At 69.7% G+C, this 24,990-nt stretch carries 23 protein-coding genes; 8 read left to right on the top strand and 15 right to left on the bottom strand.

Features of this window, described 5'->3' with window-relative positions:
* Window positions 1-74 precede the first annotated feature (74 nt).
* The 6 genes from NRY95_17635 to NRY95_17610 all read right to left on the bottom strand — a co-directional run bounded on the left by NRY95_17635 (window position 75) and on the right by NRY95_17610 (window position 8,936).
* A complete protein-coding gene (locus NRY95_17635) occupies window positions 75-1,514 on the bottom strand; it encodes an efflux transporter outer membrane subunit (GenBank protein UYC15511.1) in 1,440 nt (479 codons plus the stop codon).
* The gene (locus tag NRY95_17630; protein UYC15510.1) at window positions 1,501-2,673 is read right to left on the bottom strand and encodes an efflux RND transporter periplasmic adaptor subunit; all 1,173 of its coding nucleotides are present in this window, start codon (window positions 2,671-2,673) and stop codon (window positions 1,501-1,503) included. Before NRY95_17630 ends, NRY95_17635 begins: the two co-directional genes overlap by 14 nt.
* Complete coding sequence (locus tag NRY95_17625) at window positions 2,663-5,875, bottom strand: efflux RND transporter permease subunit (GenBank protein ID UYC15509.1); 3,213 nt, start codon at window positions 5,873-5,875, stop codon at window positions 2,663-2,665. The genes NRY95_17630 and NRY95_17625 overlap by 11 nt, the downstream gene beginning before the upstream one ends.
* A gap of 136 nt (window positions 5,876-6,011) precedes the next feature.
* Window positions 6,012-7,481, bottom strand: coding sequence for a HAMP domain-containing histidine kinase (locus NRY95_17620; protein UYC15508.1), 1,470 nt, complete (start codon window positions 7,479-7,481; stop codon window positions 6,012-6,014).
* Window positions 7,459-8,145 (bottom strand): response regulator transcription factor, encoded by a 687-nt coding sequence (locus NRY95_17615; protein ID UYC15507.1) that lies wholly within the window; start codon window positions 8,143-8,145, stop codon window positions 7,459-7,461. The genes NRY95_17620 and NRY95_17615 overlap by 23 nt, the downstream gene beginning before the upstream one ends.
* Window positions 8,146-8,225: 80 nt before the next feature.
* Complete coding sequence (locus tag NRY95_17610) at window positions 8,226-8,936, bottom strand: SGNH/GDSL hydrolase family protein (protein ID UYC15506.1); 711 nt, start codon at window positions 8,934-8,936, stop codon at window positions 8,226-8,228.
* Window positions 8,937-9,138: 202 nt separating this feature from the next.
* Between NRY95_17610 and NRY95_17605 the strand changes: the two genes are divergently transcribed.
* The 8 genes from NRY95_17605 to NRY95_17570 all read left to right on the top strand — a co-directional run bounded on the left by NRY95_17605 (window position 9,139) and on the right by NRY95_17570 (window position 15,167).
* Complete coding sequence (locus tag NRY95_17605) at window positions 9,139-9,519, top strand: diacylglycerol kinase (protein UYC15505.1); 381 nt, start codon at window positions 9,139-9,141, stop codon at window positions 9,517-9,519.
* Between the two features lie 39 nt (window positions 9,520-9,558).
* The gene (locus NRY95_17600) at window positions 9,559-10,308 is read left to right on the top strand and encodes a TerC family protein (protein UYC15504.1); all 750 of its coding nucleotides are present in this window, start codon (window positions 9,559-9,561) and stop codon (window positions 10,306-10,308) included.
* Between the two features lie 76 nt (window positions 10,309-10,384).
* A complete protein-coding gene (locus NRY95_17595; GenBank protein UYC15503.1) occupies window positions 10,385-11,026 on the top strand; it encodes a LemA family protein in 642 nt (213 codons plus the stop codon).
* A gap of 243 nt (window positions 11,027-11,269) precedes the next feature.
* On the top strand, window positions 11,270-12,169 hold the full coding sequence (locus tag NRY95_17590; GenBank protein UYC18618.1) for a TPM domain-containing protein: 900 nt from the start codon (window positions 11,270-11,272) through the stop codon (window positions 12,167-12,169).
* Entirely contained in the window at window positions 12,169-12,660 is a 492-nt protein-coding gene (locus tag NRY95_17585) for a TPM domain-containing protein (protein UYC15502.1), read from the top strand. The genes NRY95_17590 and NRY95_17585 overlap by 1 nt, the downstream gene beginning before the upstream one ends.
* A gap of 226 nt (window positions 12,661-12,886) precedes the next feature.
* Complete coding sequence (gene lgt / locus NRY95_17580; GenBank protein ID UYC15501.1) at window positions 12,887-13,768, top strand: prolipoprotein diacylglyceryl transferase; 882 nt, start codon at window positions 12,887-12,889, stop codon at window positions 13,766-13,768.
* Window positions 13,765-14,559 carry a thymidylate synthase gene (locus NRY95_17575; protein ID UYC15500.1) on the top strand — a complete coding sequence of 265 codons (795 nt, stop codon included), beginning with the start codon at window positions 13,765-13,767 and terminating at the stop codon, window positions 14,557-14,559. Before lgt ends, NRY95_17575 begins: the two co-directional genes overlap by 4 nt.
* 107 nt (window positions 14,560-14,666) lie before the next feature.
* Entirely contained in the window at window positions 14,667-15,167 is a 501-nt protein-coding gene (locus NRY95_17570; GenBank protein ID UYC18617.1) for a dihydrofolate reductase, read from the top strand.
* Between the two features lie 180 nt (window positions 15,168-15,347).
* Here NRY95_17570 and NRY95_17565 read toward each other — a convergent pair whose 3' ends face one another.
* From NRY95_17565 to NRY95_17525, 9 genes are all read right to left on the bottom strand, one after another.
* Window positions 15,348-16,277 (bottom strand): symmetrical bis(5'-nucleosyl)-tetraphosphatase, encoded by a 930-nt coding sequence (locus NRY95_17565; GenBank protein UYC15499.1) that lies wholly within the window; start codon window positions 16,275-16,277, stop codon window positions 15,348-15,350.
* A gap of 10 nt (window positions 16,278-16,287) precedes the next feature.
* A complete protein-coding gene (apaG, locus tag NRY95_17560; GenBank protein ID UYC15498.1) occupies window positions 16,288-16,671 on the bottom strand; it encodes a Co2+/Mg2+ efflux protein ApaG in 384 nt (127 codons plus the stop codon).
* Window positions 16,672-16,866: 195 nt separating this feature from the next.
* Window positions 16,867-17,661, bottom strand: a complete 795-nt coding sequence (gene rsmA, locus NRY95_17555) for a 16S rRNA (adenine(1518)-N(6)/adenine(1519)-N(6))-dimethyltransferase RsmA (protein ID UYC15497.1) — start codon at window positions 17,659-17,661, stop codon at window positions 16,867-16,869.
* Between the two features lie 128 nt (window positions 17,662-17,789).
* On the bottom strand, window positions 17,790-18,767 hold the full coding sequence (gene pdxA / locus NRY95_17550) for a 4-hydroxythreonine-4-phosphate dehydrogenase PdxA (protein ID UYC15496.1): 978 nt from the start codon (window positions 18,765-18,767) through the stop codon (window positions 17,790-17,792).
* Between the two features lie 3 nt (window positions 18,768-18,770).
* Window positions 18,771-20,147 (bottom strand): peptidylprolyl isomerase, encoded by a 1,377-nt coding sequence (locus NRY95_17545; GenBank protein UYC15495.1) that lies wholly within the window; start codon window positions 20,145-20,147, stop codon window positions 18,771-18,773.
* Entirely contained in the window at window positions 20,144-22,537 is a 2,394-nt protein-coding gene (gene lptD / locus NRY95_17540) for an LPS-assembly protein LptD (protein UYC15494.1), read from the bottom strand. The genes NRY95_17545 and lptD overlap by 4 nt, the downstream gene beginning before the upstream one ends.
* A 61-nt stretch (window positions 22,538-22,598) precedes the next feature.
* A complete protein-coding gene (locus tag NRY95_17535; protein ID UYC15493.1) occupies window positions 22,599-23,504 on the bottom strand; it encodes a histone deacetylase family protein in 906 nt (301 codons plus the stop codon).
* Between the two features lie 34 nt (window positions 23,505-23,538).
* Window positions 23,539-24,093 (bottom strand): cob(I)yrinic acid a,c-diamide adenosyltransferase, encoded by a 555-nt coding sequence (locus NRY95_17530; GenBank protein ID UYC15492.1) that lies wholly within the window; start codon window positions 24,091-24,093, stop codon window positions 23,539-23,541.
* 20 nt (window positions 24,094-24,113) lie between these two features.
* The gene (locus NRY95_17525; protein UYC15491.1) at window positions 24,114-24,698 is read right to left on the bottom strand and encodes a hypothetical protein; all 585 of its coding nucleotides are present in this window, start codon (window positions 24,696-24,698) and stop codon (window positions 24,114-24,116) included.
* Window positions 24,699-24,990 lie beyond the last annotated feature (292 nt).

Genomic DNA, 24,990 nt, shown 5'->3' with positions numbered 1-24,990 from the left:
TTGCTGGGACCACCGCCATCGCAGGCCCACGCCGACGGCCAGGCAGGATGGTCCCGGGCGCGATCGACGCCGCGTCAGGTTTTTTCGCCTGCCTCCCAGCCGCCGCCCAGCGCGCGGATCAAGGCGACGCTGGCCCGCAACTGCCGGGTCTCCAGATCGATGACGCTGCGCCGCGCATCGAGTGCGGCCGTCTGCGCCTGCACCACCTCGAGGTAGCCGACGGCACCCTCGCGGTAATGATTGAGCGACAGCTCGACCGAGCGCTGCGCGGCAGCGGCCGCCGCGCGCTGATCGGTCAACGCCGTGCCCAGGTCGCGCAGCAAGCTGAGGTTGTCCTCGACCTGGGCGAAGGCAGTGAGCACCACCTCGCGGTACTTCGCGCCGGCCTCGGCGGTCGCGGCCTGCGCCGCTTTCACGCCGGCCTTGCGGCGACCGCCATCGAACACGTTCAGCAGCAGGCTGGGGCCGATGGCCCAGAACCGGTTGGGCGCGGTGGCGATGCCGCCCCAGCGATCGCTCTGCCACCCCCCTTGCCCGTCGATGGTCAGCTGCGGGAAGAACGCGGCGCGCGCGATGCCCACCTGGGCGTTCGCCGCTGCGGTACGCCGTTCCGCGGCGGCGATGTCCGGGCGACGCTGCAACAGCGTCGAAGGTACCTGCAGCGGGATCGCCGGCACCGGCACCTGCGCGGTGTTGGCCGCGAGCTGGAAGCTGGACGCGGAATCGCCGACCAGCGCCGCGATGCCATGCAGCACCAGCGCGCGTTGCGCTTGCGCCTGCATGCGCTGCGACTTGGCGTTGGACAACTGCGTCTGCGCGCGCGCCACGTCCAGGGCCGAGGCGATCCCCCCGGCATGACGCGACTGGGTGAGCTGCAAGGCCTTGCCGAACGCGTCGATGCTCTCGCTCAACACCTGGATCTGGCGGTCGTCGCCGTTGAGTTGCAGGTAGCTGTCGGCGAGCTGCGCCTGCAGGCTCAGGCGCGCCTGTGCGAGATCGGCGGCGGAGGCGGCCTGCTGCGCTTCGCCAGCGGCGACGGTGTCGCGCACGCGGCCCCACAGGTCCACTTCGTAGTCGAGCTGGGCACCGACGGTGTACGCGTCGTAGTAGGCCGGCGAGGTGGCGCCGCGCAGCGGGCGCGTATCCGATTGGCGGTTGCGCGCGGCGCTGCCGTCCAGGCCCAGGGTCGGGAAGTACCCGGCGCGGGCCTGCTGGGTGAACGCCTCGGCCTGCTGGTAATGGGCGAGCGCAGCGGCCAGCGTGGCGTTGTTGGCCAGCAGGCGCGCCTGCAACTGGTCGAGCCGGTCGTCGCCATAGACCTTCCACCAGCCGTCGCGGTCGAGATGGTCGGCCGGCTGCGCTTCCACCCACGGCGAATGGGGATCGCTGTACTGCGCCGCCACCGGCACCTCGGGCGCCTGGTAGGTGGGCGCCAGCGAGCAGGCCGCCAGGCCCAGCGACGCCAGTACCGCGGTCGCGGCAAGCCGTGCGCGGACGCGATCAGACCTTTGCATGGTCGCCTGCCGGCTTGGGCGCAGCGATGCGCACGCGATCGCCTTCGGCCAGGCCATCCGGCGGGCTCTCGATCAGGCGGTCGCCGGCGGCGATGCCCGAGCCGAGCTGCACCGTCCTGCCGAAGTCGCGGGCGATGGTCACGGTCTTGAACGCCACCTTGTCGTGCGCATCGACCACCGCCACGCGCAGGCCCTTGTCGTCGAACACCAGCGCGCTGGCCGGCACGCGTAGCAGCGTGGCGTTGGCGGCAAGCGCGAAGGTGACGCTGGCATAGCCGCCCGACAGCAGCTTGCCGTCTTGGTTGTCCACGGCCACCTGGACCAGCGTGGTGCCGGAGGCGGCGTTGATCGCCTGCGACGACCTGTCGACGACGCCGGCGAAGGTCTGGCCCGGATACTCCGGCACCGTCAGCGTCACGCGGGTGCCCGGACGCACCGACGGCGCGTAGTTCTGCGGCACGTTCACGTACATGCGCAGCTTGCGCGTGTCCGACACCACGAACAGTTCCTGGCCGCCGCCGCCGGCGTTGACCAGCGCGCCGACATCGGTCTCGCGCGCGGTGACGGTGCCGTCGAACGGCGCCACCAGCCTGGCGAAGCCCTTCAGCGCCTGGATGCGTTCGACGTTGGCCTGCGCGGCCTGCGCGAGCGCGCGCTTGGCCGCGTAGTCGCCGCTCTTCTCGTCCACTTCCTGCCTGGACACCGAGTCGGAATCGCCCATGGCCTGCCAGCGCCTGGCGGTGGTCTGCGCCAGTGCCGCGTTGGCGCGGGCGCTGGCCAGATCGGCCCTGGCCTGGAGCAGTTGCTGGTCCAGGTCGGGGGTTTCGATCTCGGCGAGCACGTCGCCGGCCTTCACCTTGCTGCCGATGTCGGCCTTCCACCATTTCAGGTAACCGCTGGTGCGGGCGTAGATCGGCGCGCGCGCATACGCCTGCAGGCGGCCCGGGAGGTTGAGCGCGCTGTCGCCCTGGCCAGCCTCCGGCGTCACCAGTTGCACCGTCGGCATGGCCTGGTCGTCGGTCCACACGCGCAGCGTGCGCGCCTCGTTGGCGCGCGTGGCGACCCCGGCCACGACGATGGCCAGGACCACGATCAGCGCGATGATGCCGGCCAGGCGGAGGCGGCGCGGCGGCCGGGTGTGCGGGGTATCAGGCGACATGCAAGGACTCTCCGGAGGCGTTCGCCGGGGGGGAAGACGGATGGGCGCGGCGGCTGTGGATCATGCTGAAGACGATCGGCACGAAGAACAGCGTGGCCGTGGTGGCGAAGATCAGGCCGCCGATGACGGCGCGGCCCAGCGGCGCGTTCTGCTCGCCGCCTTCGCCCATGCCCAGCGCCATCGGCGCCATGCCGATGATCATCGCCAGGGCGGTCATGAGCACCGGACGGAAGCGGACGAAGCCGCCCTCGAGCGCGGCCTTGGCCGCGTCGCCGTGCTCGGCCAGGCGCTCGCGGCAGAAGCTCACCACCAGGATCGCGTTGGCCGTGGCCACGCCCATGCACATGATGGCGCCGGTCAGCGCCGGCACCGACAGGCTGGTATGCGTGGCGAACAGCATCCACACGATGCCGGCGATCGCCGCGGGCAAGGCGGTCACGATCACGAACGGATCGCTCCACGACTGGAAGTTCACCACGATCAACAGGTAGATCAGCACGATCGCGCCGAGCAGGCCGAAGATGAGTCCCGAAAACGCGTTGTTCATGGTCTGCACCTGGCCGAGCAGGGCGGTGCTGGACGCCTTGGGCAGGAACTTCTGGTTGGCGTCGACGATCTTCTGGATGTCGGCGGCGACCGCGCCGAGGTCGCGGTCCTGGGTGGCGGCGAAGATCTCCACCATCGAGTTGATGTTGTACTGGCTGACCACCGCGTTGGTCGCGGTCCGCGACACCGTCGCCAGGCCGCCGAGGATCTGCGCGCCGCCGCTCCCCGAGCTGGGGCTGATCGGCACGTTCTCCAGGCCGGGCAGGCTGTCGAGGCTGTACTGCGGGGTCTGCATCACGATCGGATACGACACCCCGTTCTGCGGATTCAGCCAGAAGGTCGGCGCGATCTGGCTGGAACCGGCCAGGTTCACCCCCAGGCTGCTGGTGACGTCGCGCTCGGTGATGCCGACCTGTTGCGCACGACTGCGGTCCACGTTCACGTTGAAACCGGGACTGGTCTGCGACTGCTGGATGCGCGCGTCCACCACGCCCGGCACGCGGCGGATCTCGCGCAGCAGGCGGTTGGCGTAGGCGAAGTTGGCCGCCAGGTTCGGGCCGCGGATCTGCAGGTCCACCGGCGCCGGCGAACCGAAGTTCAGGATCTGGCTGATGATGTCGGCCGGCGGGAACGAGAACACGACACCGGGGAACTGGCGCGGCAGGGTCTGGCGCAAGCGGCGCACGTAGTCGGCGGTGGGCGCGTGGCCCTCGTTCAGCGCGATCTGGATGTCGCCATCCTGCGAGCCGATGGTGCCGGTGTTGTTGTAGGTGTTGTTGATGCCCGAGGACGACAGGCCGATGTTGTCGACGACGCTGCCGAGCTGCTCCTTGGGAATCAGCGTGCGCACCGCGCCGGTCACGTCGGCGAACAGGCGCGCCGTCTCCTCCACCCGCGTGCCGACCGGCGCACGCACGTGCATCAGGATCTGGCCGGAATCCACCGACGGGAAGAAATTGCGGCCCAGCATCGGCACCAGCAGGAACGACAGCGCCACGCAGGCCACGAAGCCGGGCACGAACAGCCTGCGCCGCAACAGCGCGATTTCGAGCAAGGCGTGGTAGCGGGCCCGCAGGGCCTCGAAGCGCTTCTCGAAACCGCGCTGGAAGCGCAGCAGCGGATTGCGCGAAGGCGGTTGCCCAGGGCCGTCGCCGTGCAGGTCGGTATGCGGCGCATGCGGGTGCAGCAGGTACTTCGCCAGCGTCGGCACCAGCGTGCGCGACAGGACGAACGAGGCGATCATCGCGAACATCACCGCCTCGGCCATCGGCACGAACAGGAAGCGCGCCACGCCCTGCAGGAAGAACATCGGCACGAACACGATGCAGATGCACAGCAGCGAGACGAAGGCGGGCGTCACGATCTGCGCCGCGCCGTCCAGGATCGCGGTTTCGACGTCCTTGCCCTGTTCCAGGTGCCAGTTGATGTTCTCGATGGTCACCGTGGCGTCGTCCACCAGGATGCCCACCGCCAGGGCGAGGCCGCCCAGGGTCATGATGTTCAGCGTCTCGCCGATCGCCGACAGCGCGGCGATCGAGCTGAGGATCGCCAGCGGGATCGAGGTGGCGATGATCAGCGTCGAACGCCAGCTGCCGAGGAACAGCAGGATCATCAGGCTGGTCAGCGCCGCGGCGATCACGCCCTCGCGCGCGACGCCCTCGATGGCGCCGCTGACGAACAGCGACTGGTCGCCGATGGGGACGATCTTGAGGTCGGCCGGCAGGGCGTCCTTCATCGCGGCGACGCGCTGCTTGACCCCGGCGATGATCGCCAGGGTCGAGGCAGAGCCGTTCTTCAGCACCGTCATCAGCACCGAGCGGTCGCCGTCGACGTGCACGATGTTGCTCTGCGGCGGCGCGCCGTCGCGCACGTGGGCCACGTCGCGGATGAACACCGTGGCGCCGTCGACCACCTTCACCGGCAGGTTGCCCAGTTCCTCGATGTCGGACGGCGAGTTGTTCAATTGCAGCGTGTATTCGTACCTGCCGATCTTCTGCGTGCCCACCGGGGTGATCAGGTTCTGCGCGGCGAGGGCGTTGGCCACGTCCTGCGCCGACAGCCCGCGCGCCAGCAGCGCCGGCGGATCGATATCGATCTGCACCTGGCGGGTCTTGCCGCCGAACGGATACGGGATCGCCGCGCCGGCCACCGAGGTGAGCTGCGGACGGATGATGTTGAGGCCGAGGTCGGCCAGGTTCTGTTCGGTGAGGCCTTCGCCGGACAATGCCAGCTGGATGATCGGCACCGTGGACGCGTTGTAGTTGAGGATCAGCGGCGGCGTGGTGCCCTGCGGCAACTGGCGCAGCATGGTCTGCGCGACGGCGGTGACCTGTGCGTTGGCGGTGCGGATGTCCGCGCCCGGCTGGAAGAAGATCTTGACGATGCCGAAGCCCTGGATCGAGCTGGCCTCGATGTGCTCGACGTCGTTCACCGTGGTGGTGAGCACGCGCTCGAACGGCGAGGACACGCGCCCGGCCATCTGCTCGGGCGGCAGGCCGTTGTACTGCCAGACCACGGCGATCACCGGGATCCTGATGTCGGGGAAGATGTCGGTGGGCGTGCGCAGCGCGGCCAGCGGTCCCACGATCAGGATCAGCAGGGCGAGGACGACGAAGGTATACGGTCGCGTCAGGGCGATCCGGACGATGCCAATCATGGAGGACGGGTTCCGTGCGCGAATGTTGCGTCGCAGCGGATTCTGCTCCCGGACCTTCCCCGGGCGTAGTTAAGATTTATTTAGACGTGCAGGCGGCGGTCGAAAAAACGCGATGGCGGAAGGGTTTGCGCGCCGATCACGGCGCCACCGGGCGCGCATCCGGCAGGCGCTCGCCCGGCGCGCCGAGGTCGACCTGTTGCAGGCGGCAGGCCACGGGCGTGCGGTGTTCGGGCGACGCGGCGGGCGGGCAGATCACCGAGAACACCGCCCCGCGCGCGTCGCCGCCCACGCGCAGCGCATAGCCATGCAGGCGCACGATGGCGCTGACGATCGCCAGCCCCAGTCCGCAGCCGGGTTTGGCGCGCGTCTGGTCGCCCCGGTAGAACCGGCGGAAGACGGCCTCGCGCTCTTCGGGCGGAATGCCGGGTCCGGTATCGGCGACGTCGATGCGGGCGTTGCCGCTCTGGTCGGTGAACCCGATCAGGCGGATCGTTCCCCCGTCGGGCGTGAATTTGATGGCGTTGCCGACCAGGTTGGCCAGCGCCTCGAACAGCAGATGGGGGTCGCCGCGCACGGCCGGCAGCGGCTCCAGCGCCAGCGCGAAGGCCTGCCCGCGGTCCTCGGCCAACGGTGCGTAGAAGTCATGGACATCGTGCAGCAGGGCGCCGAGGTCCATCGTCGCGAAGCACGCGCTGCGCTGGCGGTCTTCCAGCTCCGACACCCGCAGCAGGGCGCGGAACCGGGTCAGCACGGTGTCGATCTCGCCGACGCAATCGTCCAGTTGCTCGCCTTCGGGGCGGCCGGCGAACTGTTGCTGCAGGCGGTACAGGCGCGTGCGCATGCGTGTGAGCGGGGTGCGCAGGTCGTGGGCGATGTTGTCGGTGACGCCCTTCACCTCGCCGAGCAGGCGCTCGATCTCGCCGAGCGCCTGGTTCACCGTGGCCGCGAGCAGGTCCACCTCGTCGCCGCCGCGCGACACCGGCAGGCGCACGCTGAGGTCGCCCTGGCGGATGGGGTCCATGGCGTGCTGGATGGCGCGGATGCGCCGCGCGGGACCGCGCGCGATGAGGATGCCGCCGAGCACGCCGGGCAGCAGGGTCAACGACAGCCCCCACAGCAGTCCGCGGCAGATGATCCCGCTGAGTCCGTCGATGACGTTGCTTTCCTTGGCCACCACCAGGCGCCGGCCGTCCGGCAGCTGCCGGGCGATGCCGCGCGCGCGGGTCTGGCTGCCGTGCCCGGCGTCGATCAGGCTGGCCTCGATGGGGCTGACCGTGCCGTTCTCGGCCATGCCCCTGGGTATCGCGTCGATGTTGCCGGCGATGCGGCGTCCGTGGGCGTCGAACAGGCCCACCCACATGAAGCCCTGGATGTCGATGGCGCTGGCTGCGGCCACGGTGTCGGCCAGGCGCCTGGGGTCGGTGTTCTCCAGGTAATGGATGCGCGCGGCCAGCATCTGGTCGATCACGTTCGACAGGTAGCGCGAGGACTCCCACTGCACCACGCCGAGCAGCACGATGCACCAGACCGCGAACAGCGCCCCGTAGATGAGGATCAGCCGCGAGGTGGCCGAATGCCAGGCGTCAGTCAGCGGGCGCAAGCACATACCCCGAGCCGCGCATCGTGCGGATGAGCGGCGGCTGGCCGTTGCCGTCGATCTTGCGCCGCAGGCGGCCCAGATGGACGTCGATCACGTTGGTGCCCGGATCGAAATGGAAGCCCCACACGTGCTCGAAGATCATCTGCCGGGTCACCACCTGGCCGGCGTTGCGCATCAGGAATTCGAGCAGGCGGAATTCGGTGGGCAGCAGCGCGAGCGGCTGGCCGTTGCGCAATGCGTTGTGGCGGACCAGGTCGAGTTCGAGGTCGGCCACGCGCAGGCGGGTTTCCGGCGTGGCGCTCGCGCTGCGACGGCGGCGCAGCAGCACTTCGGCGCGCGCGGCGAGTTCGTCGGGCGAGAACGGCTTGGTCAGGTAGTCGTCGCCGCCGGCGCGCAGGCCGCGCACGCGCTCGTCCACCTCCGACAGCGCGCTGATCATCAGCACCGGCGTTTCCACCGCGCGCTTGCGCAGTTCGGAGACGACGTCGATACCGTCCATGCCGGGCAGCATGCGGTCCAGGGTGATGATGTCGTAGCCGTCGGCCAGCGCGTGCTGCAGGCCGTCGCGGCCGTTGGCGATCCACACGGCGGTGAAGCCATGCGCGCCGAGTTCGGCGACGATGTCGCGGGCGGTCACTTCATCGTCTTCGATGACCAGGGCCCTGGGCATCCTGTGCTACTCCACGCTGGGGGACAACGGAACACGCCCGCCAAGGGTAGCCGCTCGGGCGGCCGGGCGGGCGCTATTTCCTACTTGCGCTGCAGATACGGCCGCACGATGTCGCGCCACAGCGCATAGCCGGTGGCGTTCATGTGCAGGTGGTCCGGGCCGAACAGCTCGGCGCGCGGCTGCCCGTCGGCGCCGAGCATCGGCGTGGACACGTCGATGAAGTCCACCCGCTTCAGCCCGGCGGCGGCCTTGCGGATCAGCGCGTTGGCCTCGGCCACCTGCGGCAGCAGCGCCGCGCGCGCCGGGCTGGGTTTGATCGCGAGGTAGGCGATGCGGGTGCCGGGCAGGTCGCGGCGCACCCTGGCCACGAAGGCCAGGAAATCCTCGCGCAGCTGCTGCGGGCTGCGGCCGCTGTTGAGGTCGTTGTCGCCGGCGTAGAACACGATCAGGCGCGGACGGTACGGCACCACGATGCGGTCGGCATACCAGGTGCTGTCGCGGATCTCCGAGCCGCCGAAGCCGCGGTTGAGCGTGTCCACGCCGGGGAAATCGCTGGCCAGCGAGGTCCAGAAGCGGATCGAGGAGCTGCCGACGAACAGCACGCCGCCGGGCTTGGGCGGATGCGCGGCATCGGCCTGGGCGAAGCGCTGCATGTCCTGTTCCCAGTCCGGACTGGACACCTGTTCGGGGATCTTCGGCGCGGCCGGCGCGGTGAGTGCCAGCGCGGAATGCAGGCCGAGCAGGAACAGGCAGGTGGCGAGCAGCGCGGCGCGCAGCGGCGAACGGGGCATGGAGCGGCTCCTGACGGCGACGGAGCGGCGATGGTGCCGCAGGCGCTATGCCGCGGGCAAATCCGCCGGCTGCGGCGGCCCGTCCCAGCGGCGGGCGGGGGCTTGTGGCAAAATTGGCGTCTAGCCCGCTTCGCCATTGCCCATGACCGTTCCCTTCCGGCCGTTGCCGTCGCGTCTTCGCTCCCCAGGCCGGGCCTGAGCCATGGCCGACCAATTCGGGCACCTGCCGCGCGGGCCGCGGCGGATGCTGATGGCGCTGCGCTGGTCGTACCAGGGGCTGCGCGCGGCCTGGCTGCACGAGTCCTCGTTCCGGCTGGAAGTGTGCCTGTTCGTGCTGCTGGCGCCGTTGGCGCTGTGGCTGGGGCAGGGGCCGGTGCAGCAGGCGCTGATGATCGGCTCGCTGTTGCTGGTGCTGGCGGTGGAGCTGCTCAATTCGGCGATCGAGGCGGTGATCGAGCGCTACGGCCCGGAGCACCACGAACTGGCCGGCCGCGCCAAGGACATGGGCTCGGCCGCGGTGCTGCTGATGCTGGCCAATGTGGTGCTGTGCTGGGGGCTGATCCTGCTGCCGCGCCTGCTGTGACGCCCGCCTGTCTTTTTTACCGTTAAAGGATTCGACCCCATGGCTTTCGAGTTTCTCGCCGATCCCAACACCTGGTTGACGCTGCTGACGCTGAGCGCGTTGGAAATCGTGCTGGGCATCGACAACCTGGTGTTCATCTCCATCGCGGTGGGCAAGCTGCCCGAGGCGCAACGCCCGGCCGCGCGCAAGTTCGGTATCGCGGTGGCGTGCCTGACCCGCATCGCGCTGCTGGTATCGCTGGCGTTCCTGGCGCGGATGCAGGGCGATCTGTTCAGCGTGGCCGGCATGGGCATCTCGGTGCGCGACCTGGTGCTGATCGTCGGCGGCGTGTTCCTGCTGGTGAAGGGCTCGATGGAGATCCGCGAGATGATCACCGGCGGCGAAGACGCCGACCCGACCACCAGCAAGGCCTCGGGCGTGTTCTGGATGGTGATCGCGCAGATCGCGGTGATCGACATCGTGTTCTCGCTGGATTCGGTGATCACCGCGGTCGGCATGGCCCAGCACATCCCGGTGATGGTGGCGGCGGTGCTGCTGGCGGTGGCGGTGATGCTGCTGGCGGCCAACCCGCTGGGCCGCTTCATCGATGCCAACCCGACGGTGAAGATGCTGGCGCTGGCGTTCATCCTGATGATCGGCGTGGTGCTGATCCTGGACGGCCTGGACGTGCACGTGCCCAAGCCCTACATCTACGCGGCGATGGGCTTCTCGGTGCTGGTGGAATGGCTGAACCTGCTGATGCGCCGCCGCGCCGCCGCCCATCACGTGCCCGGCGCCGGCCAGTGGTGAACGGCTGACGCGGCCGCGGCTGCGTTTTCACGGGGCGCGTGGCAAGCTGCGCGCTGTCTTCATGCCGGAGAGCGCCATGCGCCTGTTGTCCCGCTCGTTGTTCCTCGCCGCCGTGGTGGCGCTGTTGTCCGGTTGCGGCTACAACGCGATCCAGCAGAAGGACGAGGCGGTCAAGGCCGGCTGGTCCGAGGTGCTGAACCAGTACAAGCGCCGCGCCGACCTGATCCCGAACCTGGTCAACACGGTCAAGGGCTATGCCGACCAGGAACGGCAGGTGCTGACCGACGTGACCAACGCCCGCGCGCGGGTCGGCCAGGTCCAGGTCAATGCCGACGACGCGGCGTCGCTGCAGCAGTTCCAGCAGGCGCAGGGCCAGCTGTCCAGCGCCCTGTCGCGGCTGCTGGTGGTCACCGAGAACTATCCCAACCTCAAGTCCGACCAGTCGTTCCGCGACCTGCAGGCGCAACTGGAAGGCACCGAGAACCGCATCACCGTGGCCCGCGGCCGCTACATCCAGGCGGTGCAGGACTACAACACCTACATCCGTTCGTTCCCGCAGGTGATCACCTCCAAGATCTTCGGCTACAAGGAAAAGCCGAACTTCTCCGTGGCCAACGAGGCGCAGATCTCCGAGGCGCCGGCGGTGAACTTCGGCGGCCAGCCGGCGCAGACCGCGCCGCAGCCGCAGCAGGCGCCGCAGCCGGCGCCGGCGCAGTAAGCGCATTGCAGCGCGTGGCGGTGCCGACGCTGGCGCCGCTGCGCACCGGCCGGCGCTGCGGCGTGCGGCCGGTGTGTGCAGCCGGGCCGGCGGCGTGAGCCAGCCGGTCGCTTCCCCGGCCCCCCACCGCTGTGGTGTCCCCCCTTCGATGCCGCCGCGCGATCGCGCCGGCAGGAGTCCGCAATGCGCGATACGACCACCCGCCACCGCCCCGCGCGCCGCGGCCGGCATGCCTGGATCGGGATGCTGCTGCTGGCGCTGTTGCCGCTGCTGGCCTGGGCGCAGGCGGCCAGCGAAGCGCCGATCCCGCCGCTGGACACGCCGGTGGTCGACACCACCGGCACCTTGCCGCCGACCCAGCGCCTTGCGCTGGAGCAGCAGGCGGTGCAGCTGCAACAGCGCAAGGGCAGCCAGCTGCAGGTGCTGGTGGTCGCGACCACCGCGCCGGAGACGATCGAGCAGTACACCCAGCGCGTGTTCGACCAGTGGCAGATCGGCCGCAAGGGCGTGGACGACGGCGTGCTGCTGGTGGTGGCCAAGGACGACCGGCGCGTGCGCATCCAGCCCGGCTACGGCCTGGAAGGCGCGATTCCCGACGCCACCGCCAACCGCATCATCCAGGAGTACCTGGTGCCGCGCTTCCGTGCCGGCGACTACGCCGGCGGCATCGCCGAGGCCACCGCGATGCTGGTCAAGCTGATCGACGGCGAGCAGTTGCCGCCGCCGGTGAGCACGCATGCGACCGAATCACGTTCCGGCGGCAAGCTGCCGCTCGGTTTCTTCGCCGGGCTGTTCGCCGCCTTCGTCGCGCAACTGCTGTTCGCGCGCGCGCCGCGGCTGCTGCGCGGCGTGCTGGCGGCGCTCGCCGGCGGCGGCGTGGGCCTGTTGCTGAGCCTGTCGCTGTTCGTCGGCGCGCTGACCGGCGCCATCGGGCTGGTGCTGGGCCTGCTGTCGGGCATCGCGCCGGGCCGCTCGGTCGGCGGCGGTGGCGGCGGGTGGGGGGGCGGCGGCTTCGGGGGCGGCTTCGGCGGCTTCGGTGGCGGTGGTTTCGGAGGGGGCGGTGGTTTCGGCGGCGGAGGCGGAGGTGGCTGGGGCGGTGGCGGCGGCAGTTCGGGAGGCGGTGGCGCCTCGGGGAGTTGGTGATGCGGCTGCTCCGCCATCTGTTCGCGCCGGCGGCGCACCGGCTGTTCCCGAGCGCCAGCCTGGAGCGCATCGGCGCGGCGATCGCCGACGGCGAGCGCACGCACCGCGGCCAGGTGATGTTCGCGGTCGAATCGGCGCTGGCGCCAGCGCCGCTGCTGCGCGGCCTGGCGCCACGCACGCGCGCCGAGCAGGCCTTCGCGCAGTTGCGCACCTGGGACACCGAGGCCAACAACGGCGTGCTGATCTATCTGCTGCTGGCCGACCACCGGATCGAGATCGTGGCCGACCGCGGCCTGCGCGGACGCGTGGACGCCGCGCAATGGCGCGACGTCTGCGCGCTGATCGAGCGCGACATGCGCGCCGGCCAGCCCGAGCAGGCGGTGATCGCCGGGGTGGCGGCGGTGTCGGCCTTGCTGGCCACGCATTTCCCCGCGCAGCCGGGCCAGGCCGGGCGCGACGAACTGCCGAACATGCCGCAGCTGCTGGATTGAGCGCCGGCGCGGCATGGCCCCGCTGCGCTGCGGGTCGCGCCTGCCCGCAGATCAAGCGCAGCGCCATCCGGATCGACCGCAAGCGCGGCTTCTGCCGGCATCGATGGCGGACGCTGGCGTCTGCCGGCAGATGAAGCCTGGCGCCGTCCAGGTCGACCAAGACCACGGCAGGGGCCAGCGCCAGTGGCAGAATAGGCGACCCCCGCCCTCCGGCCGACGTTCCCGCATGACCTATCTCCACCAGATCGATCCCATCGCCTTCTCGCTCGGCCCGGTGAAGGTGCACTGGTACGGGCTGATGTACCTGGCCGCCTTCGCCTCGGCGTGGTGGCTGGGCCGGCTGCGCATCCGCGCCGGCCGCCTGCCCGGCGTGGACATGGAGGGGTTCTCCGACCTGCTGTTCTACGCGATGCTCGGCGTGGTGCTCGGCGGGCGCATCGGCTACATGCTGTTCTACGCGCTGGGCGATTTCCTCGCCAACCCGCTGCTGATCTTCAAGGTCTGGGACGGCGGCATGAGCTTCCACGGCGGCCTGATCGGCGTGCTGGTGGCCGCGGCCTGGTGGACGCGCAAGGCGCGCCTGCATTTCTTCGACACCATGGATTTCGTCGCGCCGCTGGTGCCGCTGGGGCTGGGCTTCGGCCGCGTCGGCAATTTCGTCGGCGGCGAGCTGTGGGGCAAGTTCACCGGCGCCGGCTGGGGCGTGATCTTCCCGCGCGCGCCGGAGCTGCAGGACTGGCCGCTGGCGCAGATCCAGGCGCAGTACGCCAGCGGCGCGCTGGACAGGTTCGCGCGGCATCCGTCGCAGCTGTACGAGGCGGTGCTGGAAGGCCTGGCGATGTTCGTGGTGCTGTGGTCGTTCTCGCTGCGGCCGCGCGCGCGCTACGCGGTGTCCGGCATGTTCGCGCTGCTGTACGGCGTGTTCCGTTTCGCGGTGGAGTTCGTGCGCGTGCCCGACGCGCCGATCGGCTACCTGGCGTTCCATTGGCTGACCATGGGCCAGATCCTGAGCACGCCGCTGATCCTGCTCGGCCTGTTCCTGCTGTGGCGCTCGCGCGGCGCGCCGGTGCTGCAGCCGGTGCCGCTGGCGGCGGACGCCAAGCGATGAAGGCCTACCTGGACCTGCTGCGCCACGTGCTCGAGCGCGGCGCGGAGAAATCCGACCGCACCGGCACCGGCACGCGCAGCGTGTTCGGCTGGCAGATGCGCTTCGACCTCACTGCCGGCTTCCCGCTGGTGACCACCAAGAAGCTGCACCTGCGCTCGATCGTGCACGAGCTGCTGTGGTTCCTGAAGGGCGAGACCAACATCGCCTACCTCAAGGACAACAAGGTCAGCATCTGGGACGAGTGGGCCGACGCGCAGGGCGACCTCGGCCCGGTGTACGGCAAGCAGTGGCGGCGCTGGACCGGTGCCGACGGCCGCGAGATCGACCAGATGCAATGGCTGGTGGACGAGATCAGGCGCAATCCGGATTCGCGGCGCTTGCTGATCAGCGCCTGGAACGTGGCCGAGCTGCCGCAGATGGCGCTGATGCCGTGCCACAGCCTGTTCCAGTTCTACGTGGTCGACGGCAAGCTCAGCTGCCAGCTGTACCAGCGCAGCGGCGACATCTTCCTGGGCGTGCCGTTCAACATCGCCAGCTACGCGCTGCTGACCCACATGGTGGCGCAGGCCACCGGGCTGGGCGTCGGCGATTTCGTGCATACGCTGGGCGACGCGCACCTGTACTCGAACCACTTCGAACAGGCGCGCGAACAGCTGGCGCGCACGCCGCGGCCGTTGCCGACGCTGCGCCTGAATCCGGCGGTCACCGACCTGTTCGCGTTCACCTACGACGACATCGCGATCGAGGGCTACGACCCGCATCCGGCGATCAAGGCGCCGGTGGCGGTATGAGTCGCCGGGACCCGGGACTCGGGACTCGGGACCCGGAAAAAGCAACAGCGGTGGCATCGGCGAGGACGGGGAGGGACGAGTCCCGAGTCCCGAGTCCCGGGGCCCGGCTGACCCTGATCGCCGCGCTCGATCGCGCCAATGCCATCGGCCGCGACAACGAGCTGCCGTGGCGCCTGCCGGACGACCTGAAGCGCTTCAAGGCGCTGACCCTGGGCAAGCCGGTGCTGATGGGGCGCAAGACCGCGCAGTCGCTGGGACGCGCGCTGCCGGGGCGCCTGAACCTGGTGATGACGCGCTCGGGGCAGGTGCCGTTCGAGGGCATGCAGGCGGTCGCCTCGCTGCAGGCGGCGATCGAACTGGCGCAGGCGAGCGGGGCGGACGAACTGTCGGTGATCGGCGGCGGCGACATCTTCGCGCTGGTCCTGCCGCAGGCCGACATGCTGTACCTGACCCATGTGGACACCGTGGTCGAGCGCGCCGATGCGCATTTCCCGGCATTCGATCCGGCGCAGTGGGAGGTGGTCGCGCGGCAGGCGCACGCGGCCGATGCCAAGCATGCGCTGGCGTTCGAATTCGTGGATTACCGGCGCAGGCGTGGCGTGCCGTAGCGGATCGGGGGTGGCGCCTGATGATGCGTCGAGGTGGCCGATTGCCTTAGGCCATCAGGATCCCCGCTGCAAGCGCCGCAGCAGTGCGGTCCATTTGCAGCCAGCGGAGTGTTGTGGGAGCGGCTTCAGTCGCTCCCACAAACAGCATCCATCGCGACCGAAATGCTTCAGACAGGTCTGTCAGTCCTGAGTGGGCGGCGGCGGTGTAGTGGCACCACCACCACCCGCGCTACGCCCACCGCCGGACCTGCGCCGCGGCGGCCGCGCGCGCGGCACCGGCGGCGGGCCTTCGACCGGGCGTCCCGGCACCTGCACCACCTGCAGGTCTTCGCCGTCCAGCCGCAGCGCGGTGAGCTTGCCGCCCCACACCGCGCCGGTGTCGATGGCGTGCACGCCCTGGGTGATGGTCAGGCCCAGCGTCGACCAGTGGCCGCAGACGATCTTCAGGTCGCGCTCGACCCGGCCCGGCACCTCGAACCACGGATACAGGCCCTGCGCCTGGGTGCCCGGCGTGCCTTTCTCCTCGATCGCGATGCGTCCGCGCGGGGTGCAGTAGCGGGCGCGGGTGAACAGGTTGATGATCGCGCGCGAGCGGTCGTAGCCGGTCAGCCCCGGCGACCAGGCCGGGCGGTCGCCGTACATGTTGCGGAACAGCTTGCGGTAGCCGCCGCCGTGCAATTGCTGCTCGACCTCGCGCGCATGCTTCTCGGCCAGGGTGGTGGTCCATTTCGGCGCCAGGCCGGCGTGGATCATCATCCAGCCCAGTTCGCGGTCGGCGTGCAGCAGCTTCTGCATGCGCAGCCAGGTCAGCAGTTCGTCGCGGTCCTCGGCCAGCACGATGCGCTGCAGGTCCGGGTTGACCTTGCGCTGCTCGTCCAGGCTGCGTTCGCCGATCGCCAGCAGCGACAGGTCGTGGTTGCCCAGCACCACCACGCTGTATTCGCGCAGCGAATGCACCAGGCGCAGGGTTTCCAGCGACTGCCCGCCGCGGTTGACCAGGTCGCCGCAGAACCACAGCCGGTCCACCGCCGGGTCGAAGCGGATCTTTTCCAGCAACCGCTGGGTGATGTCGTAGCAACCCTGCAGGTCGCCGATGGCCCACACGCTCATGCCGACGCCATCAGTGCAGGGTCCGCGGCACGGTCAGCACGAACGGGGCGACCGGGGCGACGAAATGGGTGCCGTCGTCGGCTTCCATGTCGTAGTGGCCGCGCATCGTGCCGTGCTCGGTTTCCAGCATCAGCCCGGAGGTGTAGCGGAAGTCCTCGCCGGGACGCAGGCGCGGCTGTTCGCCGACCACGCCGTCGCCGTCCACGCGCTCCACGCGGCCGTTGCCGTCGGTGATTTCCCAATGCCGGGCGATCAGCCGCGCGGCGACGCGGCCGCGGTTGTGGATGCGGATGGTGTAGGCGAACGCGTAGCGTCCGTCCTCCGGCGCCGATTGGTCGTCGAGGAACCGGGGCGACACTTCGACCTCGATCCGATAGGGGGCGTCATCGTTCATGCCCCACAGTGTAAGCAAAGCCGGTGCCGGAATGGACGGCGACCTGTCTACGAGCGTGCCGCAGGCGGCGCGCGCGAGCGGCGGATGCCGCATGTGCTGCGTTCGAGCGCGATGCGATGTCGGTATTTGCGTTCGTGGCGTGCGCGCGGCGCGGATGGATGCGGGAACGTGCCGTGCCGCGCGGGCGGGTCCCGCTCAGGCCTGCGCGACGTTGGCCAGGCGCACGAAATCGGCCACTTCCAGCTGCTCGGCACGCGCATCCGGGCGTACCCCGGCGGCCTCGAACTGGGCCGCATCGCAGACCCCGCCCAGTGCATTGCGCAAGGTCTTGCGGCGCTGCCCGAACGCCGCGCGCACCACGTCGGCGAAGCGCCGCCGGTCGGCGATGCCGATGTCCTGCGGCGCATGCGGCACCAGCCGCACCACCGCCGAATCCACCTTCGGCGGCGGCCGGAACGCGCCCGGCGGCACCACGAACAGCGAGGTCACCTCGCAGTACGCCTGCAGCATCACGCTGAGCCGGCCGTAGACCTTGCTGCCCGGTCCCGCGGCCATGCGGTCGACCACTTCCTTCTGCAGCATGAAGTGCATGTCGGCGATCGCCGCGGCATGGTCCAGCGCATGGAACAGGATCGGCGAGGAGATGTTGTAGGGCAGGTTGCCGACCAGGCGGATGCGGCCGTCGCCGGCCAGTTCGGCGAAATCCACCGACAGCACGTCGCGGTTGAGGATGGTCAGTGCGCCGACCCCTTCCGCCGCGGCGGTCAGCGGCGCGATCAGGTCGCGGTCGAATTCGATCACGGTCAGGCGGCCGTGGCGGCGCAGCAGCGGGAAGGTGATCGCGCCCTGGCCGGGGCCGATCTCGACCAGCAGGTCGTCGGGCTTGGGATTCACCGCGCGCACGATGCTGTCGATGTAGTGGCGGTCGCTGAGGAAGTGCTGGCCAAGCGATTTCTTGGCCGGGGCGCTGAAGCCGGAATAGGAAGTCATGCGGGCATCTTATCGGGATGCGGCCGGGATGGCGCGCGCGGGCCCTGCAGGAGCGGCTTGCGCCGCGACGAAGCTCTAGCGGGAAACCTTTTTCGCGGCCGATGGCCCGAGGCCACCTGCAGCCGCTGCTACGCAAGCGCCTTGCGTGTAGCCAATTGCGCGCACTGCGCGACCGCGGCGAACAGGCTGGACGGATCGGCGATGCCGCGCCCGGCCAGCTCCAGCGCGGTGCCGTGGTCGACCGCCACGCGCGGGTAGGGCAGGCCCAGGGTCAGGTTCACCGCCTGCTCGAAGCCGCTGTACTTGAGCACCGGCAGGCCCTGGTCGTGGTACATCGCCAGCACCGTGTCGACGCCGGCCAGTTTCTGCGGCAGGAAGGCGGTATCGGCCGGCAGCGGGCCGACCAGGCGCATGCCTTCGCCGCGCAAGGCGTCCAGCACCGGCGCCATCACCTCGATTTCCTCGCGGCCCAGGTGGCCGTCTTCGCCGGCGTGCGGATTCAGCCCGAGCACCGCGATGACCGGCGCGGCGATGCCGAATTCGCTGCGCAGCGCGGCGTGGACGATGCGCAGGCAGCGTTCCAGCAGCGCCGGCGTCAGGGCATCGGCGACCGCGCGCAACGGCAGATGGGTGGTGGCCAGGGCCACGCGCACGATGTCGTTGGCCAGCATCATCACCACCTCGCACCCGGCGTGGCGGGCGAGCAGTTCGGTGGTGCCGGTGTAGGCGATGCCGCCGTCGTTGATCGCCGCCTTGTGCACCGGGCCGGTGACCAGGCCGGCCAGTTCGCCGCGCAGGCAGGCGTCTGCGGCCTGGGTGAGCGCGCCGATCACGGCGGCGGCATTGGCCGGTTCGGTGTGCCCGAAACGGCTGGGCCGCGCATTGCCGACCGCGCGCAGGCGCAGGTCGCCGGGAACCAGGGCGGGGGCGGATTCGGGAAGCAGCTGCAGCGGCAGCAACAGCGCCGCGGCGGCGGCGCGCAAGGTGTCCGGATCGGCGAAGGCCAGCAGCTGGCAGTCGCGGCGCGGCTGTTGCGCCAGCCGCACGCACAGTTCCGGGCCGATCCCGGACGGCTCGCCCGGCACCAGCGCGAGCGAGGGCAGCACGGCTTACGGCTTGGTGGAAGCCGGTGCCGGCGTTGCCGCCGGCGCGGTGGCGTCGGCGGCCGGCGCGGCATTTTCGGCACCACCGACACGCAGGTTCACATAGGCTTCGCCGCGCATTTCCTGCAGGAAGCGGTTGTACTCCTCCTCCAGCTTGCGGCGGCCGATGGTCTCGCGGACCTGGGCGCGCTGGGTGTCGCTGGTCACGTCGGTCTGGCGCGTGGCCACGCGCTGCACGATGTGCCAGCCGGCCTCGGTGCGGAACGGCTGCGAGATCTGGTTGTCGCTCAGGCCTTCGATCTGGTGGCCGAAGTCCGGGCCGAACGCGTCGGCCGGGAACCAGCCCAGATCGCCGCCCTGGCCACGGCTGTTGGCGTCGTCGGAGGACTCCTTGGCCACGGCCTGGAAGTCGGCACCGCCGGCGATGCGCGCGCGCAGGGTCTCGATCTTGGCCTTGGCGGCCGCATCCGGCTGCGCCTCGTTGACGCGGATCAGGATGTGGCGGGCGTGGTACTCGGTGACCGTCTTCTTTTCCGGATTGGCCGAGGCATCGCGGATCTCGACCAGCTTCAGCAGCTGGAAGCCGCTGGGGCCGCGCAGCGGGCCGGCGACCTGGCCCGGCTTCATGTCGCGGATCAGCTGCGCGAAGGCGTTCGGGATCTCGTCCAGGCTGCGCCAGCCGAGGTCGCCGCCTTCCAGTGCGTTGGGGCTGTCGGAATAGCGCACCGCAGCCGCGCTGAAATCGATCTCGCCCTTGTCGATCAGGGTCTTGACCCCGTCGATCTTGCTCTGGCCGGTCTTGATCTGGTCGGCGGTGGCGCCTTCCGGCAGGCCGACCAGGATGTGCGCCAGGTGGTACTGGGCGCCGGTGGTGACCTGCTGCGCCAGCGCCGCATCCACTTCGCTCTCGCTGACGTTGATGCGACTCTGCGCGAAGCTCTGGCGCAGGCGCTGCACGGTGATCTCGTCGCGCACCGAGTTGCGGAAGTCGTCGAACGCCATGCCGTCGGCGGCGAGCTTCTTGCGCAGGCCGTCGACATCGGTGCCGTTCTGCTGGGCGATGCTGCCGATGGCGCGGTTCAGTTCATCGTCGCCGACGCGGATCCCGGTGCTGTTGGCGCGCGCCACCTGCAACTTGACCAGCACCAGGCGCTCGAGCACCTGGCGTTGCAGCACGTTGTCCGGCGGCAGCTGCGCTTCGCGGCCGGCATACTGCGCCTTCACGTTGCGAACGGCCCGATCCAGTTCGCTCTGCAGGACGACATCCTCGTCGACGACCGCAGCGATGCGGTCCAGTGGTTGGGTTTGTTGCGCGGCCGCCGGAGCGGACACGCCGGCGATCGCCAGCAAGGTGACGAGGAAAGCGGAGAGGGTATTGGTCATGGAATCAGGTTCGGATCGTAAGCGTCCGGATCGGTCGTGGTGTTGCTGGGCGGGACCAAGTACAGGTCGTCGCGGTTGTAGCCGAGAATAGCACGGCGCAGAACGCGGTCCGTGTCCTGGCCAAGCGAGGAGAGTCCCTTCAAGACAAATTCGATCTGGAACGCGGTGCCCATGTCACCAGTGCGATTGCGGATGTAGCGCCGCGCCAATGCGCGCACCGCCAGGCAGCAACTGTCCCACTGCACGCCGGCGATGATTTCCAGCGGCTTGCTGTCTGCCAGCGAATAGTAGTGGCGCCCGACCAGGCTCCAGGTCGGGTTGATCGGATACAGCACCGACACGTCGGTCTGCTCCAGCAGGTCGCGGCGGAAGCGGTAGCTGACGTTGATGATGCCGTCGTCCGGCAGCAGGTAGCGGGTGCGGAAACTGGCCAGGTCCTTGCGCCGGTACTTGGGATCCCACTGGTAGGTGGTGCCCAGCGTCCAGCGGTCGTTGATCATGTAGTTGGCGTCGGCGACCCAGGCCGACTTGCCCTGCTCGATGGTGGTGTCGCTGTTGGGCAGGCTGACCTTGGAGTCGCTGAAGTACAGGATCTGGCCGAGGCTGACCGACAGCTTTTCCTTGCCGTCGTCCTGGCGCAGCAGGCGCGAACTGACGGCCATGGTCAGCTGGTTGGCGTCGTTCTGGCGATCGGCGCCGGTGTAGCGCGAGTCGCGGAACAGCTGGCCCCAGCTGAAGGTGAATTCGCGCGTGTCGAAGATCGGCAGGTCGTCCTGGTTGCGGTACGGCGTGTACAGGTAGAACAGCCGGGGCTCCAGGGTCTGTAGATAGTTGGTGTCGCCGAACTTGGTGTCGCGATCGAAGTACACGCCGGCATCGACCGTGGCGATCGGCAGGCTGCGCGAGGGCGAGGTGTCGCCGCCCAGCGTCGTGGCCAGGTCCTTGTCCAGCTGGTAGGCGGTGTAGCGCCAGGCCAGGGTCGGCTTGAGGAACCACGCGGCGCCGGCCAGCGGCATCGAGATGTAGGGCTTGAGGTCCAGGCGGCTGCCGCCCGGTTCTTCGGTGACCACGCCGGTGCGCTCGTACAGCGCGTCCTTGACGTGGATGTCGTCGTGCACGAAGCGCACCGCCTCGCTGTAGATGCCGGCTTCGAACCAGTTGCCGAAGGCCTGGTCCCAGTTGAAGAAGGCGCGCGGCTGGCGGTTGTACGGCAGCGAGGACTCGGTCAGGGTGTAGTCGGTCAGTTGCCAGCGATCGGCCATCAACCCGGCGGTCCAGGTGTTGCCGGTGCCGTAGATGCCGATCGTGCTCTGCAGGTTGGTGACCGAGGTGCCGAGCAGGCGGTTGGAAAAGTCTTCCGTGTAGCGCTCGTCGCTGACCCAGGCGATGGAGGCGCGCGCCTGCCAGTGCGAATCCAGGTTGTGGTAGCCCTGGTATTCGAACTTGCCGCGGTCCTTGTCGCGCAACTGATCGTCGGGCATGTAGGTCGTTTCGATCTGGCCCTTGCCGCCGTCGTACAGATAGCGGAATTCGGCGCCGAGCATGAAGCCGCGTGCGCTCATGTAGCGCGGGTAGAGGGTGGCGTCGTAGTTCGGTGCCAGGTTCAGGTAATACGGCTGCAGGTAGTCGAAACCGTTGCGCCCGGAGAAACCGATCGCCGGGAACAGGAAGCCGCTGGTGCGGCGATCGTCGATCGGGAACTTGAACCACGGCGCGTACAGGATCGGCACGTTGTAGATCTTCAGGATCGCATTGCGCGCGGTACCGAAGCCCTCGTCGTTGTCGACGTCGATCTCCGGCGCGTGCAGTTGCCATACCACTTGCGAAGGATCGCAGGTGGTGTAGGTGGAGCGGTGCATCTGCCCCAGCGCGCCCTGCAGATCCACCGAGTCGGCCCTGCCGTTGCCGCGCCGTTCGATCAGCTGGTAGCGGATGTTGGTGATCTTGTGGGTGTCGGTGTCCTGGTTGCCCTCGGCGCGGTCGGCGACCAGGCGGATCGACGAATCCTGGTAGCGCACGTGACCTTCGGCGACGTAGTTGCCGGTCTCCGTGTCCACGCGCAGGTTGTCGGTGCCCATGAACTGGTCGCCGCGCTTGAGCGCGACGTTGCCGACGTAGTTCGGGACGGTCGTGGTGCCCGACAGCTTGTCGCCTTCGATGTCGGTCGGCTGCTGGTCGCGTATGGCCGCCAGTTTCGGGTCGACCTTGGGCGCGTCGTCGAACTTGGGCAGCACGTCCGGGGTCGGACACAGGCCCCAATTGGGCGCCTTCTCGGCTGCCATCGCCGGCAGGCAGAGGGCGATACTGAACGGAAGGGGTAGCAGGCGGAGGGCTCGGCGCACGCGCGTCAGGTATCGGGCTAAAACGACCGCTAGCTTGCCCCATCCCATGCATGGGGGCAATGAAGGCGTCCCCAGGGCAGGGGACGGGGTTCATCCGACGTGGCGGGATTCAGCGCAGCGCGTCGACGTGGGCGACGCTGCATTCGCGCAGCGCCTGCAGGTCGTAGCCGCCCTCCAGCAGCGACACCACGCGGCCGCGCGCATGCCGTTCGGCCAGCGCGCGCAGCTCGGCGGTGAGCCAGCCGAAGTCCTCGGTGTCCAGCATCAGGTCGGCCAGCGGATCGCGCATATGCGCATCGAAACCGGCCGAGATCAGCAGCAGCTGCGGCTTGAACGCGTCCAGCAGCGGCAGCATCTGGTCGGCCCAGGTGTTGCGGAAGCGGAAGCCGCCGCTGCCCGGCGGCAGCAGCGCGTTGTGCAGGTTGCCGACGCCGCGGTCGTGGACCCCGCCGGAGTGCGGGAACAGCCCGGACTGGTGGGTGCTCAGGTACTGCACGTGCGGATCGCGCTCGAAGATCGCCTGGGTGCCATTACCGTGATGCACATCGAAATCGACGATGGCGATGCGTTCCAGGCCATGCGTGTCGCGGGCGTGGGCGGCGGCCACGGCGACGTTGTTGAACAGGCAGAAGCCCATCGCGGTGGTGGCGGTGGCGTGATGGCCGGGCGGGCGTACCGCACAAAAGGCGGTGTCGGTCTCGCCGCGCATCACCGCGTCCACCGCGGCCAGCCCGGCGCCGGCGGCGCGCAGGGCGGCGGCGCGCGAGCCGGGCGAGATCACCGTGTCCACGTCGAGCATGCGCTTGCCGTCGATGTCGGCCAGCACGTTGTCGATCAGTTCGCGCTCGTGGACCCGGGCCAGGTCGCCGAGCTTGGCCAGCGGCGCCTCGCGCCATTCCAGGTCGGGAAACGCCTCGCGCAGCGCGGCGGTGACGGCCTGCAGGCGCTCCGGCCGCTCCGGATGCTCCGGCCCGGGTTCATGGCCCAGGCAGGCGGGATGGGTATAGATCAGCATGCGTGCCGCCCGTTCCGCGCGCCGCCGCGGCCGCTCAGGCCTGGCGGCGGTCGTGGCGCCACAGCACTTCGCCCTGGCCATCGGCGCGGGCCAGCACCCGCGCCAGCACGAACAGCAGGTCGGACAGACGGTTGAGGTAGCGGATCGCCTGCGGCCGTACCGCGTCCTGGCGCGACAGCGCCACCGTCTCGCGTTCGGCGCGGCGCACGATGGTGCGCGCCAGATGGCAGCGTGCCGCGGCCTCGCCGCCGGCCGGCAGGATGAAGTCCTTCAGCGCCGGCAAGGTGTCGTTGTAGCGGTCCAGGTGCCGCTCGAGCGCGTCGATGTCGGCGTCGTGGATCGCGGCATGGCCGGGGATGCACAGCTCGCCGCCCAGGTCGAACAACTGGTGCTGGATCGCGGTCAGCAGGGCGCGGACGTCGTCGGCGAGCGGACTGGCCAGGACCACCCCGAGCGCCGAATTGGCTTCGTCGACGGTGCCGTAGGCGGCCACCCGCGCCGAATCCTTGCCGACCCGGTTGCCATCGCCCAGGCCGGTGCTGCCGTCGTCGCCGGTGCGGGTGTAGATCTTGGAGAGACGATTGCCCATCGCCGGCGACCAGGCCTGGCTCAGTGGCCGGCGGGCTGGCCGCGCTGGCCCAGCCGCGCCAGCTGCTCGACCCCGACCTGGATCGCTGCGGCCAATGCGGTGTACAGCGCGGCGCTGCCGAGGTAGGGCAGCAGCCAGTCGCTGTAGTTCTGCCACCAGCCGGCGACGGTCGGGTTGGGCACGCTGCGGCTGACCCAGTAGAAGCTGCCCTGCGCGATCAGCTGGCACACCGCCACCGCCACCACCAGGCTGGCCGCGGTCAGGCCCAGCGCGCGCCAGTCGGCGCCGCGGTAGCGCCGCGCCAGCCAGCTGCCGCCCGCCCACAGCGCTAAGTAGGCCGGGATCAGGCACCAGTACGCCGGCGACACGCAGTAGTGCTGCCAGAAGTCCAGGCCCTGGCTGCGGATCACCAGGTAGTCGACCAGCACCGCCAGCGCCATCAGCCCCGGGAACGCCCAGCGGGTCCAGCCGCGCAGGTAGAAGCCGCCGACGAAGAACACCGCCCAGGAGGCGTCCGGAATCGCGCCGAAGTGGTTGATGCGGGTCGCGGCCAGCAGCGCTGCCAGCAGGAGCAGGGCGGGAAGGCGATGGCTGGAAGGGGGCATGGCGGATCACGGCGGGCGGTGGATGGGGCCGATTCTACTGGAAGCGCCGGGCCGCGGTGGCGCGCCGGGTGCGGTTGCCTGGCGGGGCATCAATGGCGATGTGTGTGCCGTGTTTTTGCCGTTCGTTGCACGTCTTGGCAATGGCGTGCCACGCCCGCGCACTAGATTTGCGTGGCGCGGTGGGGTCGCCAGGTGCGGCCGTATGCCGGCGTCGTGGGATTCATGCGGATTCGTATCCAACACGAGACGGTCCGGTCGTTCGCCGGCGGGAGGCCCTTGCCGTCCCCCGGCC

It is taken from the genome of Xanthomonas campestris pv. phormiicola, from assembly GCA_025666215.1.
Taxonomy (GTDB): domain Bacteria; phylum Pseudomonadota; class Gammaproteobacteria; order Xanthomonadales; family Xanthomonadaceae; genus Xanthomonas_A; species Xanthomonas_A campestris_A.
This window is presented reverse-complemented; position numbering and strand designations above follow the sequence as displayed.

Coding starts and splice junctions, on each gene's coding strand:
- NRY95_17625 (UYC15509.1), bottom strand. CDS start 5,875: ATGATTGGCATCGTCCGGATCGCCCTGACGCGACCGTATACCTTCGTC.
- NRY95_17615 (UYC15507.1), bottom strand. CDS start 8,145: ATGCCCAGGGCCCTGGTCATCGAAGACGATGAAGTGACCGCCCGCGAC.
- apaG (UYC15498.1), bottom strand. CDS start 16,671: ATGAACGATGACGCCCCCTATCGGATCGAGGTCGAAGTGTCGCCCCGG.
- NRY95_17535 (UYC15493.1), bottom strand. CDS start 23,504: ATGCTGATCTATACCCATCCCGCCTGCCTGGGCCATGAACCCGGGCCG.
- lgt (UYC15501.1), top strand. CDS start 12,887: ATGACCTATCTCCACCAGATCGATCCCATCGCCTTCTCGCTCGGCCCG.
- NRY95_17585 (UYC15502.1), top strand. CDS start 12,169: ATGCGGCTGCTCCGCCATCTGTTCGCGCCGGCGGCGCACCGGCTGTTC.
- rsmA (UYC15497.1), bottom strand. CDS start 17,661: ATGACTTCCTATTCCGGCTTCAGCGCCCCGGCCAAGAAATCGCTTGGC.
- NRY95_17565 (UYC15499.1), bottom strand. CDS start 16,277: ATGAGCGTGTGGGCCATCGGCGACCTGCAGGGTTGCTACGACATCACC.
- NRY95_17590 (UYC18618.1), top strand. CDS start 11,270: ATGCTGCTGCTGGCGCTGTTGCCGCTGCTGGCCTGGGCGCAGGCGGCC.
- NRY95_17530 (UYC15492.1), bottom strand. CDS start 24,093: ATGGGCAATCGTCTCTCCAAGATCTACACCCGCACCGGCGACGACGGC.
- NRY95_17620 (UYC15508.1), bottom strand. CDS start 7,481: ATGTGCTTGCGCCCGCTGACTGACGCCTGGCATTCGGCCACCTCGCGG.
- NRY95_17605 (UYC15505.1), top strand. CDS start 9,139: ATGGCCGACCAATTCGGGCACCTGCCGCGCGGGCCGCGGCGGATGCTG.
- NRY95_17630 (UYC15510.1), bottom strand. CDS start 2,673: ATGTCGCCTGATACCCCGCACACCCGGCCGCCGCGCCGCCTCCGCCTG.
- NRY95_17595 (UYC15503.1), top strand. CDS start 10,385: ATGCGCCTGTTGTCCCGCTCGTTGTTCCTCGCCGCCGTGGTGGCGCTG.
- NRY95_17545 (UYC15495.1), bottom strand. CDS start 20,147: ATGACCAATACCCTCTCCGCTTTCCTCGTCACCTTGCTGGCGATCGCC.
- lptD (UYC15494.1), bottom strand. CDS start 22,537: ATGGGATGGGGCAAGCTAGCGGTCGTTTTAGCCCGATACCTGACGCGC.
- NRY95_17600 (UYC15504.1), top strand. CDS start 9,559: ATGGCTTTCGAGTTTCTCGCCGATCCCAACACCTGGTTGACGCTGCTG.
- NRY95_17610 (UYC15506.1), bottom strand. CDS start 8,936: ATGCCCCGTTCGCCGCTGCGCGCCGCGCTGCTCGCCACCTGCCTGTTC.
- NRY95_17575 (UYC15500.1), top strand. CDS start 13,765: ATGAAGGCCTACCTGGACCTGCTGCGCCACGTGCTCGAGCGCGGCGCG.
- NRY95_17635 (UYC15511.1), bottom strand. CDS start 1,514: ATGCAAAGGTCTGATCGCGTCCGCGCACGGCTTGCCGCGACCGCGGTA.
- NRY95_17525 (UYC15491.1), bottom strand. CDS start 24,698: ATGCCCCCTTCCAGCCATCGCCTTCCCGCCCTGCTCCTGCTGGCAGCG.